Consider the following 15,988-nt stretch of genomic DNA (forward strand, 5'->3'; position numbering starts at 1 on the left):
TCAGAAAGTTGTGTCCATTGTGATTGAGTATGCCGGCTTCACGATCGGATAATCCTTCACGATGAAGTACCCACCAGCATCATTGGGGTGATCGTTATCTGCTGATTTATCCGGTTCTCCATTTGCCGCCCAGATTTGCTGCTCGAGGCTCTCGGTGTAAACCGGGCAGTTCTGGACATTCACCAGATAGCGGCGTTCGCCGTTGGCGTTACAGAACATGGCGTTCATTGAGTTGATACGGTCCTTAACTGGCGGGTTGGCATCATCAACAATGACGCTGAATCCGGCATCGTTAAGCTGAGCAATATCGGTCTTGCTGGCATTCTGCGATTTGCGGGAGTCGCCAGAGGCATCCGGATAGATATAAATCTCCCGGCTCTTCACGTAGCGACCGTCCTCATAGCGCCAGAACTCTTCCTGAATGCGCTTAATCATCGCCGGCGTGTCGTAGACCTTCACTAACTCACGTACCGCACGCGGCAGGCCGTTACGCTTTACGTGAACAATCGCGGCCATTTTTCCTACGTTAAAGTCCATACCGATGAACAGCGGATCCCCATCCTGAATTTCGTCAGAACAGTTATTTAGCTTGCGGTTGAACGTGTGGTAAATGGTCCCGCTATTAAGGTTCGTGAACTTCCCGCGCAGATAGGCCTGAATCAGTTCGTCAGGGTAAGAACTAAGCAGCGATGGAATGTAATCAGGCGGTAGATTCTTCGCATTGTCGAACGTGCTGGCCTGAATCAGTCCATACAGCGCCGCAAGCTCTGGTTTTTCACGCACAGCCTTCACGAACTGCTGGTAGACGAATTTGAAGCCTTCCGGCGTTGTCGTAACGTCAATTCCATTTCTCAGACCGGGAATGTTGTAACGCATACGGGCGATGATTTTTCGCCAGGCCTGCTGCGCTTTGGCAGCCGCCATAACGTCCAGCTCATCCACCATCGCATTACCAATTTTGAAGCCGACTATCGAGCCGGGCTTCTCCATCGAGCGGCAGATGGTTGTCCCGCGGTAGCACCGCCCCTCGTAGAAGTGAACCTCTTTGTTCCCCTCGTTGATTTTGACGCTCAGCCCCCAGTCAAAGGCCACCTCCTCTATCGTCGGGTAGAAGATGTCACGAATCTGCGGGTACGTCGGCGCGAAATAACCCTGGTTGATTTTAGGATGCTCCCACATCCCTTTGCAGATGCCCCCACAACCCACCCACGTCTTACCGGAACCGAACCCAGCAACGTAGGCTTTGAATTTGTGCTGCATCGCGAGGAAGCGCGCCTGAGGAATGTTAAGTGTCGGGCTGATCCCCATCGTCTGCCCTCGCATCCACTACGTTGATATTGATCTGCACTGGGGTTGGTTCATCGTCCTCACCATCACCGGCCAACTCTTTACGAAGCTTTTCTACCTCCAGCTGCCGGCGCTCGATTTCAATCTGCTGCAGGCGCTGCGCGAACTCGCTATCAGCAAGGCCAAGGCGCTTCATGACCGCTTCGAACATGCGCTCACGGCTGATTGCGGTTATCTCGACGCCATTCTTGCCGACCTTAATGCCGGAGTATGCGAGCCGTGAGACTTGAGGGAGTTTGCGCGTATCGGGGAAATAAGGCTGGCCAATACCATCGCCGTTGCAGCGCGGGCATTCGGGGTTTGGTTCTCGATTGTGGTCGTAACCGTAACCACCGACATCGACGGGCTCGTGCTTATTGCGTTCTCTAGCTTCCAGCCGCTTCTCTTCGAACTCCACCATATCGCGCCACTGGTATTGATGGCCGAAACCCCAACAGTAACGACACGCGCCACGACGATACTGCGAAAGCTGGTTTGCATCGAAGGTGGCGAGCTGCCACATCTGCGCGAGGACTTCATCGGCACTGCCAAGCGTGCGTGCAATGGACGCTTTTTGCTGCTGCGCAATAGCCTGCGCAACGTTAGGATTCGCTATGAGCTGACGACCGTAGTTTGGGTCACTATAACCAGCACGCGCAGCGGCGGCCGTGGCGTTATTGTCCTTCAGATATTCAGCAATAAAGCGCTTTACCTTCGCGCTTAGCTTTATGTCCACCAGCTCTTCTGCGCTTTTATCTTTCTGCGCAGTGCGCACTATCTTTCGTGGGTAAATTTTTGTATTTTGCGCAGCAGTTTTCTTGATATAGCGGCGAGCAGTTACATAATTAAGATTATGCGCCTCGCACCATTCCTTAGGGGATATGCCAGTAGCAGCGTGATCAGACAGGAACCGCTTCTGCAGCTCGCCCCAGTCCGGCTTAGCCATTGTTACCTCTAAACTGAATGAACTTTAGACGTCACTCACAGCTTCAGTATTTGAAGCAATGAAGTATTTTTCTCAAAGAAATCTTGAAATGAGGATTTAAGTTTATGAAATATGTATAACTATGATGACGTACATAAAATCAAGGCCAATCTCGAGTGGATAGTGCATCAAGCCTCTGCCCGGTCTCATTTGCGCACTGAGCATGATCAATTAGTGATTTCCGATCTAATGGAACTCATCCAGACATATGAAACTCTTCTTGACCTCGTAAGCAAATTTGGTGCTTCTGTCTTAAATTCGGAAATCATAGCGGGTCTATCAATCACAGAGGAATTCATCGCTAAAGTTAAGCGAAACGAGGGTGCGATGTGAGCGACCAACACACTGAGTGGCGATTGATTTGTGTTTTGAAGCTTCAAACTGGTGGATTACAGTTTGAAGCTTGGGTTATTTAATTGCCGTACAGTCGATTGAAAAGCGCATTTTTCATCGCATTAGAATCAATCGGATCCACGTTTAACCAGGTCAATGTCTCACGATTCTTTTCTGCATTGAAATCAGAAAACACACCATGAATATCACCGCTATCAGGTGAGTAGAGAACAGCAATATTCTGTTCTGGACAACTGTGTGGTTTACACCCTGACAGTGCAATATACTTTTTGCCCGCAACTGTTACTTCGGTTGATGGCGTGCTCGTGCCACCACTTTTTACCCATGCAGGTAGTTTGTTTTTACTAATCAGCTGGGAGTAGCTTTTAGACGTGCTTTTTGAACTGGCGAAATCAGAAAGATACTGCCCCTCGTCGGCAAGAGCACTGAAAGATACAAAAGCCATAGCAGCGATAAACACTTTACCTTTCATATTAATCCTCATTCCATAAAGACCTCTCAACACTATACCTTATCGGCTACTATGTCAGCCCTACAGTTAGCTAGAGGATTCCATATTACTGCCTATCCCAAGTGATTAACTCAGAATCATCCTAATAGCTACCGCTTATGCTTGTTGATTACGGACTGCTTGCCAGACTATTCAAGACTCTGATGAGGAGTTTGCCAACTCCAGGGAAACATCCATAAAAAGAGCAAGTGAAACTGAGACTCTGGTAGCCCTCCTTGTGAGGGCATTTTTTTACAATGCTGCGCTTCGCTTGTTAAATATTGAGTCTTTTCTACAATTTAATAGTGCTTTGCTATGTCAGGTAAAGCCGTCGTTCAGGAATACCCGTGTGCTCAAGGACGAGCCATCCCTAATTCTTTCTTTCCAACTCGATCTGCCTTATGCCAGCGAAATTATTGTTGCCCTTTTCAATTACAGCCAGTAGCGGCTTAATCCACAATACTGCCTGGCAGTACGTCATGGAGTTGGTGGCAACGGCACGATCATCGGCTGTGTCAGGTCCATTGGAATCGGTGTGCATGGCGCTGGCACGTAAACGGTGCGCGTATTTGAGCAGCCCACCAGCAATGTCAGCAGGAACAGGCAGATCACAGGTTTTTTCACGGCGGAGAATCTCCCGGTATTCGATTACGGTTTCTTCGGTGCTGGTGTCAATCAGGGAGTTGAGCCTATTGGCATGTTCTGCAACCTGATTGAATCGATTGAAGTTGAATGCCTGGGTAGCGATAACCTGCCCCTGCAGAGAATTGTCACTTCGCAGAACGTCGTTTTCGCTTTGAAGATTACTGGCCTCCGAGCAGCTCCGAACGAGGGCAACCGAAAGGCCAGCAATAATGACAACGCCGATAATACCCGGATTAATTTTCACTGGTCTATCCCCCAGCACGCCAGCGCACTTTCCTGGTCTCGCCGTTCTACCTGACCGTAGCAGCCGTTCTTCTGACCTTTAGTCATGCTGCAATCGCGACCACCGTCTTTAATCCACCAGCGGATTGCCTCGCATGCCCCGCGGCGGTCACCGGCATTAATGCGCTTATAGAACGTGGACGGGAAGCACTTACCTGGCCCGATGTTGTATGGGCAGAAAGAAGCTATCCCAGCTTTCTGAGGTTCGGTAAGCGGTACCGTAATATTGCGATCAACCCACGCCAGAGCCTTATTGCGTTCGATGGCGTTCACCTGATTGCATTTGGCCTGAGTCAATTTCATGCCCTGCACAACCGGTTTACCATCAACCATCGTTGCGCCGCGGCAAATAGTCCAGATACCGCCGCCATCTTTGTAGGCCGTGAGGCTGTTACCCTCTTTCTCATTCAGAAACTGATCGAGAATGACGGATGCAGGAGCACCAGCCAGTACCAGCCCCAGAACTGCAGTACTCAACTTTGCTCTGGATCCCATCACTCACCTTCCTTTTGTAATGCCTCAACGACCACGCTTGCAGCGGCAGGACGCTCTTGAAGGGGTTTATCACCAACGCCTTTCAGGTAGTCATTGACCATTTTTGTTCGCTTCTCATCCTCTCTACGCCTACGGTTTGCATCTACCCGCCCGTTAATGTACGAGGCTAGCGAGATAAGCAGACCAGCAGCGCCAAAGAACATGAACACCAGATCCTGAGTGGTAAATCCAATGGCTGACGCCAGAGCTGCTACCCACGCGAAGAACTGCGTGAAGATGTTCCCTGAATCATTCATTTTCATGGTCTCTCACCTCGCTAGGTGCGGGTGCTGATTTTGGAATAAAAAAAGGCCGCCAATCGGCTGCCTTGTGAGGATTGAAATCTGCTGCAGCTTCCTTCTCCTGAGAAGTGCAATAAATTAAATAATCCTTAAGAAGAGCTATTTAACCCCTTAAAATAATTAACTTTTCACATAGTTTTTAAATGTTATCATTTGCGTTAAGTTAATGACTTATCCTCGTAGGGAAAAAAGAGATACAAGCTGGTAGCACTGGCATTATTCATGCGGAGAAGATTGATGTCGTTCTCCGCACTTTTTTTTTGTGCACTGAGCTAGCTATCAAATGTCCACCAGCTATTACATTAGTGCCAGAAACATGATCAGACATTTAGCCCCCTCTTTCTTTGGCTACCCCATTCAGAAAATTTGAATGGAGAGAAAAAAAGCCCGCTCTTTTGAAGCGGGCCAATGAGTTGACTATTTGTAAGGTAGGTGTGAGTAAGACTTATGCTCAGAGGTGAAGCTGTATCGGCTGATTCACTATCGGTCCAGGAGAATCACCGGGCATTCAGTAACTTCTCACGACTTAAAGAGTAGCAGTAGTTTTCCAAGCCATAAAAAAAGGCCTGCGTTTTATGGCAGGCTCTCAAGGAATTTTAATCTTTTATTGTTGTTGTCATGGTGCCGGGTGCCTCCCGGTGACCCTACCCCAGTCAGCAAGGCCGCGTGCATACCTGCAGAGCGCAGTTGACTGGAACGCCCTTTCGCTTAGAAAGGATTCACCACATGCATAAATTACTCATGAAGCATTCACCCGGTCAATACTATTCAACATTCGCAAAAAAAAGCCTGCTCGGACAAGCAGGCATAAATAGCTAAGTTGGCAATAACTGAGGGAGTGGTGCCTCCCGGTGGAAATGATCACAGCATTCATTCCCGCGCGCTGGTTGGACACTCTGGAGAAATGTCCTGCTGAACCGCCCCTCCGCTTAGGGGGATCCACCACTAAAACGCTTTCAGAAACATCCATTCTGCAGGATGCTTAAGAAGCATATGTGCAGTATGAAGAATCTGCCACGTAATCAAATGAATATATTCACTTAAATGGTACAGGAAGAGGGCCTTCAATCACCTCGGCCTCTCCGTTGTCGCAGATGTCGTCACCCTGTGTCAGATGCCAAATACCATTAAAAGTAAGTCCCGTCTCAAGGTCTTCAGTAACGCCATTGCTGTAGTAAGCAACCTGAATCCTGCCGTTGTGCTGAATCCAGTAGTAACCTTCTTGCCTGATCATCTCCTTAACATGATGAGATGAGTATATTGCTGAGTTGAGATGAATGGCGTTAGATATACTCAGGATTTATTTCTGTCATGAGGATAGGACTTCCTCATCACTGTTGCCGAACTACTCAGTCAAATCTCATTCATCTCAGATACTTCAAACTGAAAGACATAGGGATCAGAAAGAAGCTCAAATTGCTCATCGTCTGGATAGGTTACCGCTACGTGGTAATTTTCACCTGCGAAAGCCTTAATGGATGAGAGATCACGCCAATAAGTTGCCAGAAAGAAATGCTCCCATTCTCCCTGTCGTTCACGCCGTACGTATGCACCTTGGTTGCCATTAACACTTTTAGAGTGCTTAACTCCCGTTAATTCAAGATGCGCAGCAAACCCATCACCGTGTCGTACTGGTACGCAACCATGCCATGTTCTTACAATCATACCCCTCCATTAAATGTCTGAAAGTGAATTTATATTCACATTATCATAATATTTAATCTCTTTGGGGGTTTAAAATGCATTCTGACGTCATAAAAAAGCCCCACGGGGTTAACCGCAGGGCTTTAAACGAAGGCAATAACCCATCGTTAGAGCAAAATTACCACAGATTCGGGAAAAGTAAATAGCTCACGATAAAATAATGCCCTATTTTGTTATCTGCTTAAGCTGTGCATCAGCCCATGCCTCTTCGATGTCAAACTTGGTGATTAGCTGATCGTAAAAGGGCTTAACTGACTTCTTCCAGGTATCGAGGCTGATTGCATCCGTTATCCCACATACAGCTGCGTAAGCCTCAGTTGATGGAATTCGCTCAAACCCCCGCCCACTGCAGCGCTTGCAATCAGCCAGTACCGGAACGCCCTGCTGCTCTGTAAGAGCCTGATTAACAGCTTTCCCGCGGCCATGACAATCTTTACAGGCACAGCTTACTACCTTCTTCCCCTTACACTGAGGGCAGAGAACGCGCGCTACCTCCCTGAGCTGTCTATGCACCTCATATTCAGAAGGACGAATATCCTCCGCGCCTATATTCAAAGACATCTTCACGAATTTCTTCTCTTTTGCCGGAGTGTGAGACTTCATGCTGAAAACCTCAGCGTCAATAAACCCTTCCCCATTGCAGCCATCGCACTGCTTCACGCTGGCGGCGCTGCGGGAATAGTCCTCAAACGCGAAGGTGGCCAGCTGGTGCATCACTAATGGCTTAACCCTGGCATCCAGTTTGCGAAGTGCAGCAACCCGGTCGCACTTGGTCAGCGCGTACTGGGCCAGCAATTCGATCGCCCTCACCCGGTCGTTGTTGCTGATCCCCATCCTCCCGAGAAAGGCGCTGTAACCCATGGCGGCCCGTTCCTGCGTCATGCCCATAGCGGCCATAATATCCGTCCCGGTTAATGAGTCTGACGCCGTTGCACGCGGAGAATCACTAATCATTGTCGATTTGGCGAAGTGATATTTGAGGGTGTTTTCAAGGTTCATGCGGTCTCCAGCTCGGTGATGGTGAGTTCTAACTTCCCGCCCTTAACTACAGGCATTTTCACAACGTGATAATCCACAACTTGGCTGTCATCCAGCCAGAATCCCGACTTGGTTAAAGCGTCAAATGCAGCCTTCTGCAGGTTATCCAGATCGCGGCGCCGGCGGTCGGGCATGTGACATTCAATTCGGATTTTGAGTGGTGCGGCCGTCCGGATATTAAGCCGGGCGCTTCGAATGACAGTGGCCACCTCATAGCGATACGCTACGCCATCGGCGCTAACATGCGTGCGCCCGCGGTTGTGCCGGTAATACCGGTTATTGCTCGGCGGCCAGGGCAAAGTGATTTGATATGTCTTCACGTTCCCCCCCACATCCGGTTTCGCCAGCGACTGTCCGGGCGCGCTGGTGTGTTAGATGTCGGAAGGAACGCACTGACAGTCCAGGTCACGTAATCCGGATTAAGGCTGCGCTCTACTCGCACGCTGCGCGCTTTGTATCGCTTAACCAGTTTGTCGGCCTGTTCGGTGCTGCAATCGGTGTGGTGGAACCAGGAATACTTCATTCCATCACCCCGCAAAGCCAAGCAGCTGTGCGGCGACGTTTTCGGCCTCGTCACGGCTGCGGAATGAACTGGACAGGACCCAGCGCCAAAGTACATCGAGCGCAGCTTTATAGAGTTGCTGAAACTCGAGTTCGTCCATGTTGGCGAATGAAATGCTACGAGGATGCTTTTTGAGTGTGCCGTCAGGTAGCTGAATAGCATCAAAGTGCCCTGCCTCGACGATCACCCATGAACGGTAAGCATCGAAGGATTTGCATAGACTAATGCCATTCGTGACGCGCCGGTAAGCAACCTGCTCAAGATACTGCTCAGCGGCATCGATCAGCGCCCCTTCATTCCCACCATAAGTAGCGAGGAACTTGGCGTAGCCGGTGATCAGCTTCCTCTCGTTACTCGAGATAGCTCCTCCGGTTGGTTCCCAGTATTCAAAACCGAGATTGATGAGCGCGAAAAAGCGCCGGTGAAATGCCGGGTTTCGTACCCGCCTGAACTCGGCAACAAGAACATCGCCGAGCCGGGTTTTGGATTGCAGGATATCGCTGGTCTCGGGCGTTGCCGGGATCAGTATTCCTGAGTGGTGTTTGATAAGTTGTAATTCTAGCGCCATGGTTCTCTCCGTGGCGCATCAGGTATAGGTTGTTCAGGCCTATGAAAGAATAATATCAGACGGTGGTGTAACTCGGTACCCCAGTCGTTTTGCAAATTGCATAAACCCGTTGAGAGTGAAGATTTCTTCCTCTTCGAGTAATGGTCGTAATGAAACTATTCCATTTACTCGATAAACCAGATATCTCCCTTCCGCCGGGAAGCTATAGATAACTGCTTTATCGGCCCTTCTGACCACGTCGTACCATTGATCATCTGCATTAAAGGCATCTGCACTACACACTATTTCCCCCAGAGCGACTTATTGACGCGGTAAACAGTAATCGGGAACAGCCAGGGGAACGCAAACAGCGATACTCTTTGAAACTGCTCCAGTGAAAATCACGCGATTAATAAAACCACTCGTCCGCGCTTTCCCAGGTCTCCTGCACGATATGTTCGACCTCTTTCTTGTCGCCCCCGAAAACAGTCAAACCGTCATTAGTGGCACGCTTAATCGTAAGCTGGCATTCATCGAACTGTTTGCTGAGTCTTTTGAGCAGTTCTAACTCGAGCGCAGGTATTGCTCCATCAGGAAGTTTCTTCATGCGATCAATGGCTAACTCGATTTTCATACTTTCCCTCCGCGACAAAATACTGTATGCATATACAGTATATTTATAAACGTATCTCACGGATTTTGCAACGCATTAAGAACACAGAATGCAGATTATCAGTTTGAAAGAACATAAAAAAAACGCCGAGGTAAGTCAGTATTAAATTTTACACGTGATCTCCATATGGTGCAGCCGAAGCGCGAAGGATGACAAACATCTTCATATAAGGCTGGAAGACCGCTGCAAATTCTGATTTACGCCTACAACAGCGCCACTAGTACAGGGATAGATTAAAATAGTTTGATGACTCTAACTCACTGTGACTTAGGATACGCCTATGAAAGAAATGAAAAGCAAGAGCCCAAGAATTGATCCTGCTGAAGAAAACGCGTTTTTTCCGTCTGACTATTCCCTGAGTGAATTTACAAGCCCGGTGACCGATTTAAGTGACTATGAATATTCAGAACACTACCAAGGAAACAAGAAGGTGTTAGTGATCGCAGCAGACGAACGCTATCTGCTTACGGACAACGGCTCCCTCTTTTCGACAGGAAATCATCCTGTGGAAACACTGGTTCCAATGTATCACATGCGTGCTGCTGGGTTTGATTTTGAGATAGCCACACTTTCCGGAAATATGGCCAAGTTTGAATTCTGGGCGATGCCCTCTCAGGATAAGTTAATTATGCCGTTCTATGAACGCTATCGTGATGCGTTCAGGCATCCTCGCAAGCTTGCGGATATAAGTGTGGGTCTGACAGCTCAAAGTGACTATGCAGCCATCTTCATACCAGGTGGCCATGGTGCACTAATTGCTCTGTCAGAAAGCCAGGCGGTAGCGGAAACGCTTCGTTGGGCGATGAGTAATGGCATATTTGTCATATCGTTGTGTCACGGACCTGCCGCTTTCCTCTCGCTCAGGCACGGTATAAATCCCCTTCATGGTTACTCGATATGTGCATTTCCGGACAGTGCGGATAGACAAACCCCCGATATCGGATATATGCCGGGACATCTAACATGGTATTTTGGAGAAAAACTGTGCGAAATGGGTATTAATATTGTTAATGATGACATCACAGGTTCAGTTCACAAAGATCGTAACGTACTGACCGGCGACAGCCCTTTTGCCGCTAATTCTCTGGGGCGGCTCGCTGCTACAGAGTTACTGTCCGCTTATGCTGCTCAACAATGAACGTCTAGTGCCCCAAAACGCGGCGGCTATTCTGCCGCCGTCTTCATTTTGCTTCTCCCTAACCTAAGCGGATCTGGCGTTAATCTGCCGCCTTCTGAGGCACAATATTCATACCTGTAAAATTATCATATAGGTTCTCAAGGCTCCCTGACAATGCGGCAAACAGCAGAGCCTTTCCGTCCGGGAGTTCATCACTGATCCCAAGCCACTTCAGTTGCTGCTGTTCAGGGGCGTCAGTTACGGCGAACACGCCAGATAGAATATTACGCAGAGGAGAGTAAGCAATTACGATTTTTTCGCGTTCACAGTCATCAGGGTTACAGGCTTTCATGACGTAATAACGCTCTTCACGAATGGTCATTTCGAGAGTTGGATAATTCGATGCGTTACGGAGCACCCAAGTCGGCAGCTTATTCGCCTTCACCATCTGATGAACACAGTTTCGCGTCGATGAATTGTTAGCGAGCATATTAATAGTTATGTTATCGTTGGCAGAACTTCCTTCCGCTAACATCAATAATGAAACACCGATAAGGTTCCTGTACATGATAACCTCCTGTTCAGACATTTCTTTTTTTAAACTTCCGGGGAAGTCACGTTAGTAAACGTCTTATGTAAAGCATAACCACTTTTACGGGTTTTGAACGTATACCCAAGAACATGGAAAGAACGGCATTGTTTCAAAAAAGTAAAGATTGAACATATCATGTACATATTTTGATTAATATACGCACTAAATCTTGTGAATATAAGAAGCCCCCAACCCACTTATAACATATCTGAAAAAACAATTTATCAATTACATTCTCCAGGAATTATCTGTAAGAGCCGCACTTAAAGAATACCTCCCCACATTATTTTATTTACAATCCCTTCACCCCCACCCGCCCATCGCTTTAAATATTTCCATAATAATAACAAAAACATAGTCAGATCATATGGAGATGTTTTGTTACCAAGTAGGAAATACTTAATCGAAATTGATGAATATCCATTCAAATTTCATTTATATTTAATAATCAAAAGCAGTATGCATAATTACCTTGTAACTTGTCTGACCAGACCTTAAATGTTATGTTATAACAAATACTTTGGAGGCATGAAGTTCAGGACGCAGAAGTTAAGATAAGGAGGTGTGTTATGCGTAGTTTGAAGTCACTAAATAGCCGATCAGTTATCTATCTCCTGTGTTTCTTTATGATAGCCGTAACTCATAAAACGAATGCTCGTTCGTTTTATGTGAAGAACTACAGTCTGCCAAGCTATACCGAGTTTCACGGGAAAATTAAAAGTGGTGAATTTGATGAATACCATGTGTTTCTACAGAAGTCTCAGCCCCTCAGAATGGAGATATCCGATAAACGCTTTGAACTGAGAGTGACTGGCCCGGATCAAAGAGGAAGTAAGATAAACACCCGACTTGAGAAGAGTAATGTCTTCATCGCCCCAGTATCCGGTATGTATAAGATTATTGTTAAAAGCACGCATCGGGATCAACAGTGTAATTGCTATGTATTGGCTATTAACTTTACGGATTGAGATGACGCATTATGTTTAAATGGAAAAATATATCTATTTTCTTAGCAGTAAAAATATCAGTATTTTACTAACGGATGACTTCTATTTTTTTTATGGTTTAAAAAAAATAACCGGCTTGCCTTTGGTTCATATGACATATGATGGAACCACTCATCCTCCCGCTATTATAAGAGGAAAAGGTAAGATCCGAGTGCTTATTGATGGCCGAATTTTCAAGGAAGGTAATTGGAGGGGTTTCAATAAGCTACGCGAGTCGCTAAAAAAGGGGGCTGACTGGATCTGGCTTGATGTATCCGGACACGGACGTTTTTATCCTGAAGATTGTGAATATCATATTTATGCCAATCTAAGAGGAAGCATGCATGACTCAATTATGTCCTTGTACCATGCCTATTTAAGACGCCGCATCACTATGATTTACCATCACTACCCGCGACTGACTGTCAAGGAGTTAGATATTCTTCAGAGTCTACTTGATAACGACAGTATAGCTGAAATTCAAAAGAAATTTTGTCTTGGTGAAAAGACAGCTACCTGTTACCGAAGCAGGATTGTGCAAAAATTTGGTTGCCGAGGATACGGAATGTTTATGCAGTATTATGAACGAAACAAGGAAATCATTGACAGAAAATGGAGGTATGAATGTAAGCAGTAATTAAAATTTCTTTTTATAACTTTTTATGCCTGAAATCAAAGGAGCACTTTATGAATAAAGCTGTAATTCTTTCCCTCTTCACTGCCGTCACATTATTTACTGCAGGATGCGCTAAACATACATACAGCATTGTCACTCAGGACGGTCGAACCATTATTAGTGAAGGAAAACCTAAAGAAACCAGTGCCGGTTTAGTAGGGTATGTGGATGCGAATGGTGTCAAACAGCAGATTAACCGCGCAGAAGTGAAAGAAATCACCCAGATAAGGTAAGCCAGATTTCTAGGCAGCAGTGCTTTACCGTCAGCCCGGAGCGTAAATAGATTTACGCTCCTTAACTCGCTCTCCCGAAACGGGTGCTAAGGTTCCCCTTCTCTGTTCCTTGTCCCATGTTAAATTACGCAGGCTCAGACTTTCTATTTCAGTTCAAGGCTATCGTTTCTTTCCTGAAGGTATCCGTACAAATATAGGCAACTGATGAAGCCACTATACTGGATTCCAATACTTCCTTCGTCAATGAATTTCATCAAGTAAGGCTACATTTAACCTTTCTATGATGAGAAGAAGTTTGTTATGGGTAAACTTCATGCCACGCCTGACTGTTTGTAGCCAGGTAACGTATGGCATGAATGCAGAATGGCGACATCAGTTTGGAAATAAGATGTAACGGCGCCCAAAAAGTTGCCTTAGGTACCAGTATTTGGTATTGATGCCGGGGAATAACTCATATTTAACAGGCAGAAAATTAATAAATAAAAAAACGTCGGGCAGGCATAACCCGACGTGGTACTCAAAAAGCAGGATTACATTTTTGCCATAGCCAGAGTAATGACGTAATACCTGCAGGCAAGTTCCCAAGAGGTAGCAATTTATTAATGAAACTTAAAGACAATCACACAAAGCAGCAAAGACTCGCTCAGTTATTTGAAGTTAAAAGCATCAGGATGGTTTTGAAGGCTACCGCTGAGAGCAGCAAAAAGAACCGTCCTACCATCTATCGAGATATCACTTCCTGAATTCAACCACACCAAGTTTTGCTGATATCCCTCTTCGGATTGTTTTGAAAATACCGCTGACATACTCTTGGTATCAGGTGAGTACAAGATCGCGATTTGTTCCGCTGCACAATCATGGGGTTTGCAGGCAGAAACTACCTGGTAGGCTTTATTGTCCACGGTTACCCTCATCGCAGGTGTACTGGTACCGCCTTTCATCACCCAGTCTGGCAGGTTATGACCCTTCGACATTTTATGGAAAGCTTTGCTGGTTTCACTATCCGTCGCTAGACTGCTTACTGTCATCTCAGTTTGCGCATAGGCAGCAGTTGCAGTTAACAATGATAAGGTTGTCACAATTAGCTTAAGCATATGTTTTCCTCTATAAGTAAAAGTTCCAGCTTAGGACAATGTCATAAAAAGAAAGTACTGCATTTGCACACATCTATGGTGAATGCATTCCACATAAATATCAATAAACAATAACACCGACAAAAAATTTCTTTTAGGTTTTTTCTGATGTAAATTACAAAAATGAATCAATAAAAACTTCAAAAGCAACAAATAGCTTCAATCACGCTGATATTGACTATCCACTAAGATAATCCTAAAGTCAGGGATTAAATTAACATTTTGCAGATATCGATGTACCTACCCTGTTATTGGAGGGAACAGATATAAATGCAACATGTAATTATTGCACCCTATAAATTCCGAATTGGAGTTTAGCTTGGGTTTAAGTTGTTTTCAGCAAGCATCAAATTTGGTTTTCCAGGTTGCCTCAACCGTCAGCGTAGCTTACCTATCTTATGTACAGATTATGGATGATAGATTTCATCAAAGATCTCTCAGTTGCCGTTTTCACGCCTGAAACCCCTTTCCCCTTGCGATGTTAATTCCCTCAACGCATTCCCTTAATGCATTTACTTGCTCAGAGGAGAGTTCAGATTCATCAATTGTGGCCAACAGAGCGTTGAGGGAGCGCTCAATATCGTTTTTAGTCAATCGTAAACAGATAACCTTAACCCAACGTGGAGAGAACTTGCTGAGGCCGATTGCTCTTGTGATACGTAGTTTCATGAAATGCCTCTTTACTGCCAGTGGTGGCGATTTGTAACTCGGTTGTAACACACAGTGGAGGAGACTTATGTGATTATTTCGCCATAAAAATTTCTAAGGGGCGTTTAGCCTGGGCAATCAGGCTTTCAGCAAGTATCGAAGTTGGCATTCCAGCATGTCACACAAGCGCCTCGTCATAACCCGAAGCGGCTAAATCATGTGAAGGTGCTTTTACAGTCATAAATAGGCTGGGATGCCAGCTTTGCGCTAGAAGCGGACAAAGCGAATTCGTCATTGCACTGGGTTAGCAGGTTTACTTCAACGGCCTACTATGCAGGCACTGCTCCTGCCCAAGAGGTATATGAGACCACCTCATCCCCGTCGGGATAAACTTATTGAAGCTCCCATTGAAAATAACTTATTCTTTTCCGTCAATGAAATGCAGGAGACGAGTCATGACTGGCGAAATTCGCAGACGAGGAAGGCCACGAAAAACAGAAAGTACCTATGCAGATACCCGTAATGACCTGATCCGCAGTGGACTTGAACTGCTCACGCAGAATGGTTTTCTTTCGACGGGAGTCGATGCCATTGTCAAAAATGCCAGTGTCCCTAAAGGCTCATTTTATTACTATTTTAAGAGCAAAGAGGAATATGCCCAGACAGTTCTGAACGCCTATGACAGTTTCTTTGTGCACAAACTCAAAAAACACCTTCATGGATCATCCAGCCCACCAATGGTACGTCTGGAAAATTTCATCAACGATGCCTGCGACGGCATTAAAAAGTACAATTTCACCCGGGGCTGCCTGGTTGGCAATATGATGCAGGAGAGCCCGGGGCTTCCACTATCCTTTATTAAACAGCTTCAGGATATACTTGAACGCTGGCAGGCAATTGTGGCGTCCTGTCTTTCCGATGCGTTATCCTCTGGCGATATCTGTTCCGATATGAACGATACACAACTGGCGGCCATTTTCTGGAGCAGTTGGGAGGGTGCCGTGATGCGTGCCAAACTTTATTGTTCAACCCAGCCTGTGTACGATTTTTGGAGCTATTTCAAAACGTCAGTACGCTATCAACCCTCTAAGGATACGACGGTTAAACAGTAAAAAAGGGCGCGGCCCCTAATTGTAATTATCCCCCCCAGGCCGAGCCTGG

Annotated in this window: 21 protein-coding genes; 4 read left to right on the forward strand and 17 right to left on the reverse strand. The window is 46.3% G+C overall.

Annotated features, from left to right (window positions below; translation table 11 throughout):
- The 14 genes from ACZ6J2_RS03445 to ACZ6J2_RS03510 form a co-directional block, all read right to left on the reverse strand.
- Positions 1 to 1,308, reverse strand: coding sequence for a terminase large subunit domain-containing protein (locus ACZ6J2_RS03445; protein WP_047647971.1), 1,308 nt, complete (start codon positions 1,306 to 1,308; stop codon positions 1 to 3).
- The gene (locus tag ACZ6J2_RS03450; RefSeq protein WP_471724806.1) at positions 1,286 to 2,272 is read right to left on the reverse strand and encodes a terminase small subunit; all 987 of its coding nucleotides are present in this window, start codon (positions 2,270 to 2,272) and stop codon (positions 1,286 to 1,288) included. The genes ACZ6J2_RS03445 and ACZ6J2_RS03450 overlap by 23 nt, the downstream gene beginning before the upstream one ends.
- A 451-nt stretch (positions 2,273 to 2,723) precedes the next feature.
- Positions 2,724 to 3,137, reverse strand: a complete 414-nt coding sequence (locus tag ACZ6J2_RS03455; protein ID WP_471724808.1) for an Ivy family c-type lysozyme inhibitor — start codon at positions 3,135 to 3,137, stop codon at positions 2,724 to 2,726.
- A 388-nt stretch (positions 3,138 to 3,525) separates the two neighbouring features.
- Positions 3,526 to 4,044, reverse strand: a complete 519-nt coding sequence (locus tag ACZ6J2_RS03460; RefSeq protein ID WP_028013328.1) for a hypothetical protein — start codon at positions 4,042 to 4,044, stop codon at positions 3,526 to 3,528.
- A complete protein-coding gene (locus ACZ6J2_RS03465) occupies positions 4,041 to 4,577 on the reverse strand; it encodes a lysozyme (protein WP_045143003.1) in 537 nt (178 codons plus the stop codon). The genes ACZ6J2_RS03460 and ACZ6J2_RS03465 overlap by 4 nt, the downstream gene beginning before the upstream one ends.
- Positions 4,577 to 4,879, reverse strand: a complete 303-nt coding sequence (locus tag ACZ6J2_RS03470; RefSeq protein ID WP_028013330.1) for a hypothetical protein — start codon at positions 4,877 to 4,879, stop codon at positions 4,577 to 4,579. The genes ACZ6J2_RS03465 and ACZ6J2_RS03470 overlap by 1 nt, the downstream gene beginning before the upstream one ends.
- A gap of 1,075 nt (positions 4,880 to 5,954) precedes the next feature.
- A complete protein-coding gene (locus ACZ6J2_RS03475) occupies positions 5,955 to 6,152 on the reverse strand; it encodes a hypothetical protein (RefSeq protein ID WP_471724809.1) in 198 nt (65 codons plus the stop codon).
- A gap of 119 nt (positions 6,153 to 6,271) precedes the next feature.
- Positions 6,272 to 6,583: a hypothetical protein gene (locus ACZ6J2_RS03480; protein ID WP_072049799.1), complete on the reverse strand. Its 312-nt coding sequence runs from the start codon at positions 6,581 to 6,583 to the stop codon at positions 6,272 to 6,274.
- 204 nt (positions 6,584 to 6,787) lie between these two features.
- Positions 6,788 to 7,621, reverse strand: a complete 834-nt coding sequence (locus ACZ6J2_RS03485; RefSeq protein WP_471724811.1) for an antitermination protein Q — start codon at positions 7,619 to 7,621, stop codon at positions 6,788 to 6,790.
- The gene (gene rusA / locus ACZ6J2_RS03490; RefSeq protein ID WP_471724813.1) at positions 7,618 to 7,980 is read right to left on the reverse strand and encodes a crossover junction endodeoxyribonuclease RusA; all 363 of its coding nucleotides are present in this window, start codon (positions 7,978 to 7,980) and stop codon (positions 7,618 to 7,620) included. The genes ACZ6J2_RS03485 and rusA overlap by 4 nt, the downstream gene beginning before the upstream one ends.
- Complete coding sequence (locus ACZ6J2_RS03495) at positions 7,977 to 8,183, reverse strand: hypothetical protein (protein ID WP_471724815.1); 207 nt, start codon at positions 8,181 to 8,183, stop codon at positions 7,977 to 7,979. Before ACZ6J2_RS03495 ends, rusA begins: the two co-directional genes overlap by 4 nt.
- Positions 8,184 to 8,187: 4 nt before the next feature.
- Positions 8,188 to 8,790: a DUF1367 family protein gene (locus ACZ6J2_RS03500; protein ID WP_047652135.1), complete on the reverse strand. Its 603-nt coding sequence runs from the start codon at positions 8,788 to 8,790 to the stop codon at positions 8,188 to 8,190.
- Positions 8,791 to 8,829: 39 nt separating this feature from the next.
- Positions 8,830 to 9,072: a hypothetical protein gene (locus ACZ6J2_RS03505; RefSeq protein ID WP_224065701.1), complete on the reverse strand. Its 243-nt coding sequence runs from the start codon at positions 9,070 to 9,072 to the stop codon at positions 8,830 to 8,832.
- A 106-nt stretch (positions 9,073 to 9,178) separates the two neighbouring features.
- The gene (locus tag ACZ6J2_RS03510) at positions 9,179 to 9,403 is read right to left on the reverse strand and encodes a DinI family protein (protein WP_471724817.1); all 225 of its coding nucleotides are present in this window, start codon (positions 9,401 to 9,403) and stop codon (positions 9,179 to 9,181) included.
- Between the two features lie 319 nt (positions 9,404 to 9,722).
- Here ACZ6J2_RS03510 and hchA point away from each other — a divergent pair, with 319 nt between their 5' ends.
- Entirely contained in the window at positions 9,723 to 10,580 is an 858-nt protein-coding gene (gene hchA / locus ACZ6J2_RS03515; protein ID WP_047652133.1) for a glyoxalase III HchA, read from the forward strand.
- 79 nt (positions 10,581 to 10,659) lie between these two features.
- Here hchA and ACZ6J2_RS03520 read toward each other — a convergent pair whose 3' ends face one another.
- A complete protein-coding gene (locus ACZ6J2_RS03520; protein ID WP_252046292.1) occupies positions 10,660 to 11,127 on the reverse strand; it encodes an Ivy family c-type lysozyme inhibitor in 468 nt (155 codons plus the stop codon).
- A gap of 1,011 nt (positions 11,128 to 12,138) precedes the next feature.
- Between ACZ6J2_RS03520 and ACZ6J2_RS03525 the strand changes: the two genes are divergently transcribed.
- Together ACZ6J2_RS03525 and ACZ6J2_RS03530 are read left to right on the forward strand one after the other, a co-directional pair.
- A complete protein-coding gene (locus ACZ6J2_RS03525; protein ID WP_047651454.1) occupies positions 12,139 to 12,774 on the forward strand; it encodes a helix-turn-helix domain-containing protein in 636 nt (211 codons plus the stop codon).
- A gap of 50 nt (positions 12,775 to 12,824) precedes the next feature.
- A complete protein-coding gene (locus tag ACZ6J2_RS03530) occupies positions 12,825 to 13,046 on the forward strand; it encodes a YgdI/YgdR family lipoprotein (protein ID WP_047651453.1) in 222 nt (73 codons plus the stop codon).
- Positions 13,047 to 13,693: 647 nt separating this feature from the next.
- Here ACZ6J2_RS03530 and ivy read toward each other — a convergent pair.
- A complete protein-coding gene (ivy, locus tag ACZ6J2_RS03535) occupies positions 13,694 to 14,140 on the reverse strand; it encodes an Ivy family C-type lysozyme inhibitor (protein WP_047651452.1) in 447 nt (148 codons plus the stop codon).
- A 489-nt stretch (positions 14,141 to 14,629) separates the two neighbouring features.
- Positions 14,630 to 14,848 carry a hypothetical protein gene (locus tag ACZ6J2_RS03540; protein WP_072015523.1) on the reverse strand — a complete coding sequence of 73 codons (219 nt, stop codon included), beginning with the start codon at positions 14,846 to 14,848 and terminating at the stop codon, positions 14,630 to 14,632.
- Positions 14,849 to 15,282: 434 nt separating this feature from the next.
- Here ACZ6J2_RS03540 and acuR point away from each other — a divergent pair, with 434 nt between their 5' ends.
- Positions 15,283 to 15,939, forward strand: coding sequence for an acrylate utilization transcriptional regulator AcuR (gene acuR, locus ACZ6J2_RS03545; protein ID WP_047651451.1), 657 nt, complete (start codon positions 15,283 to 15,285; stop codon positions 15,937 to 15,939).
- The last annotated feature ends 49 nt before the right edge of the window (positions 15,940 to 15,988 follow it).

This window comes from Enterobacter sp. E14S (genome assembly GCF_055666685.1).

What these genes read in the sequence shown, in the direction of transcription:
- ACZ6J2_RS03500 (WP_047652135.1), bottom strand. Translation starts at nt 8,790, where the DNA reads ATGGCGCTAGAATTACAACTTATCAAACACCACTCAGGAATACTGATC.
- ACZ6J2_RS03455 (WP_471724808.1), bottom strand. Translation starts at nt 3,137, where the DNA reads ATGAAAGGTAAAGTGTTTATCGCTGCTATGGCTTTTGTATCTTTCAGT.
- ACZ6J2_RS03450 (WP_471724806.1), bottom strand. Translation starts at nt 2,272, where the DNA reads ATGGCTAAGCCGGACTGGGGCGAGCTGCAGAAGCGGTTCCTGTCTGAT.
- ACZ6J2_RS03445 (WP_047647971.1), bottom strand. Translation starts at nt 1,308, where the DNA reads ATGGGGATCAGCCCGACACTTAACATTCCTCAGGCGCGCTTCCTCGCG.
- ACZ6J2_RS03520 (WP_252046292.1), bottom strand. Translation starts at nt 11,127, where the DNA reads ATGTACAGGAACCTTATCGGTGTTTCATTATTGATGTTAGCGGAAGGA.
- ACZ6J2_RS03525 (WP_047651454.1), top strand. Translation starts at nt 12,139, where the DNA reads ATGGAAAAATATATCTATTTTCTTAGCAGTAAAAATATCAGTATTTTA.
- hchA (WP_047652133.1), top strand. Translation starts at nt 9,723, where the DNA reads ATGAAAGAAATGAAAAGCAAGAGCCCAAGAATTGATCCTGCTGAAGAA.
- ACZ6J2_RS03495 (WP_471724815.1), bottom strand. Translation starts at nt 8,183, where the DNA reads ATGAAGTATTCCTGGTTCCACCACACCGATTGCAGCACCGAACAGGCC.
- ACZ6J2_RS03510 (WP_471724817.1), bottom strand. Translation starts at nt 9,403, where the DNA reads ATGAAAATCGAGTTAGCCATTGATCGCATGAAGAAACTTCCTGATGGA.
- ACZ6J2_RS03530 (WP_047651453.1), top strand. Translation starts at nt 12,825, where the DNA reads ATGAATAAAGCTGTAATTCTTTCCCTCTTCACTGCCGTCACATTATTT.
- ACZ6J2_RS03470 (WP_028013330.1), bottom strand. Translation starts at nt 4,879, where the DNA reads ATGAAAATGAATGATTCAGGGAACATCTTCACGCAGTTCTTCGCGTGG.
- ACZ6J2_RS03465 (WP_045143003.1), bottom strand. Translation starts at nt 4,577, where the DNA reads ATGGGATCCAGAGCAAAGTTGAGTACTGCAGTTCTGGGGCTGGTACTG.
- ACZ6J2_RS03475 (WP_471724809.1), bottom strand. Translation starts at nt 6,152, where the DNA reads ATGATCAGGCAAGAAGGTTACTACTGGATTCAGCACAACGGCAGGATT.
- ACZ6J2_RS03480 (WP_072049799.1), bottom strand. Translation starts at nt 6,583, where the DNA reads ATGATTGTAAGAACATGGCATGGTTGCGTACCAGTACGACACGGTGAT.
- acuR (WP_047651451.1), top strand. Translation starts at nt 15,283, where the DNA reads ATGACTGGCGAAATTCGCAGACGAGGAAGGCCACGAAAAACAGAAAGT.
- ACZ6J2_RS03485 (WP_471724811.1), bottom strand. Translation starts at nt 7,621, where the DNA reads ATGAACCTTGAAAACACCCTCAAATATCACTTCGCCAAATCGACAATG.
- ivy (WP_047651452.1), bottom strand. Translation starts at nt 14,140, where the DNA reads ATGCTTAAGCTAATTGTGACAACCTTATCATTGTTAACTGCAACTGCT.
- ACZ6J2_RS03540 (WP_072015523.1), bottom strand. Translation starts at nt 14,848, where the DNA reads ATGAAACTACGTATCACAAGAGCAATCGGCCTCAGCAAGTTCTCTCCA.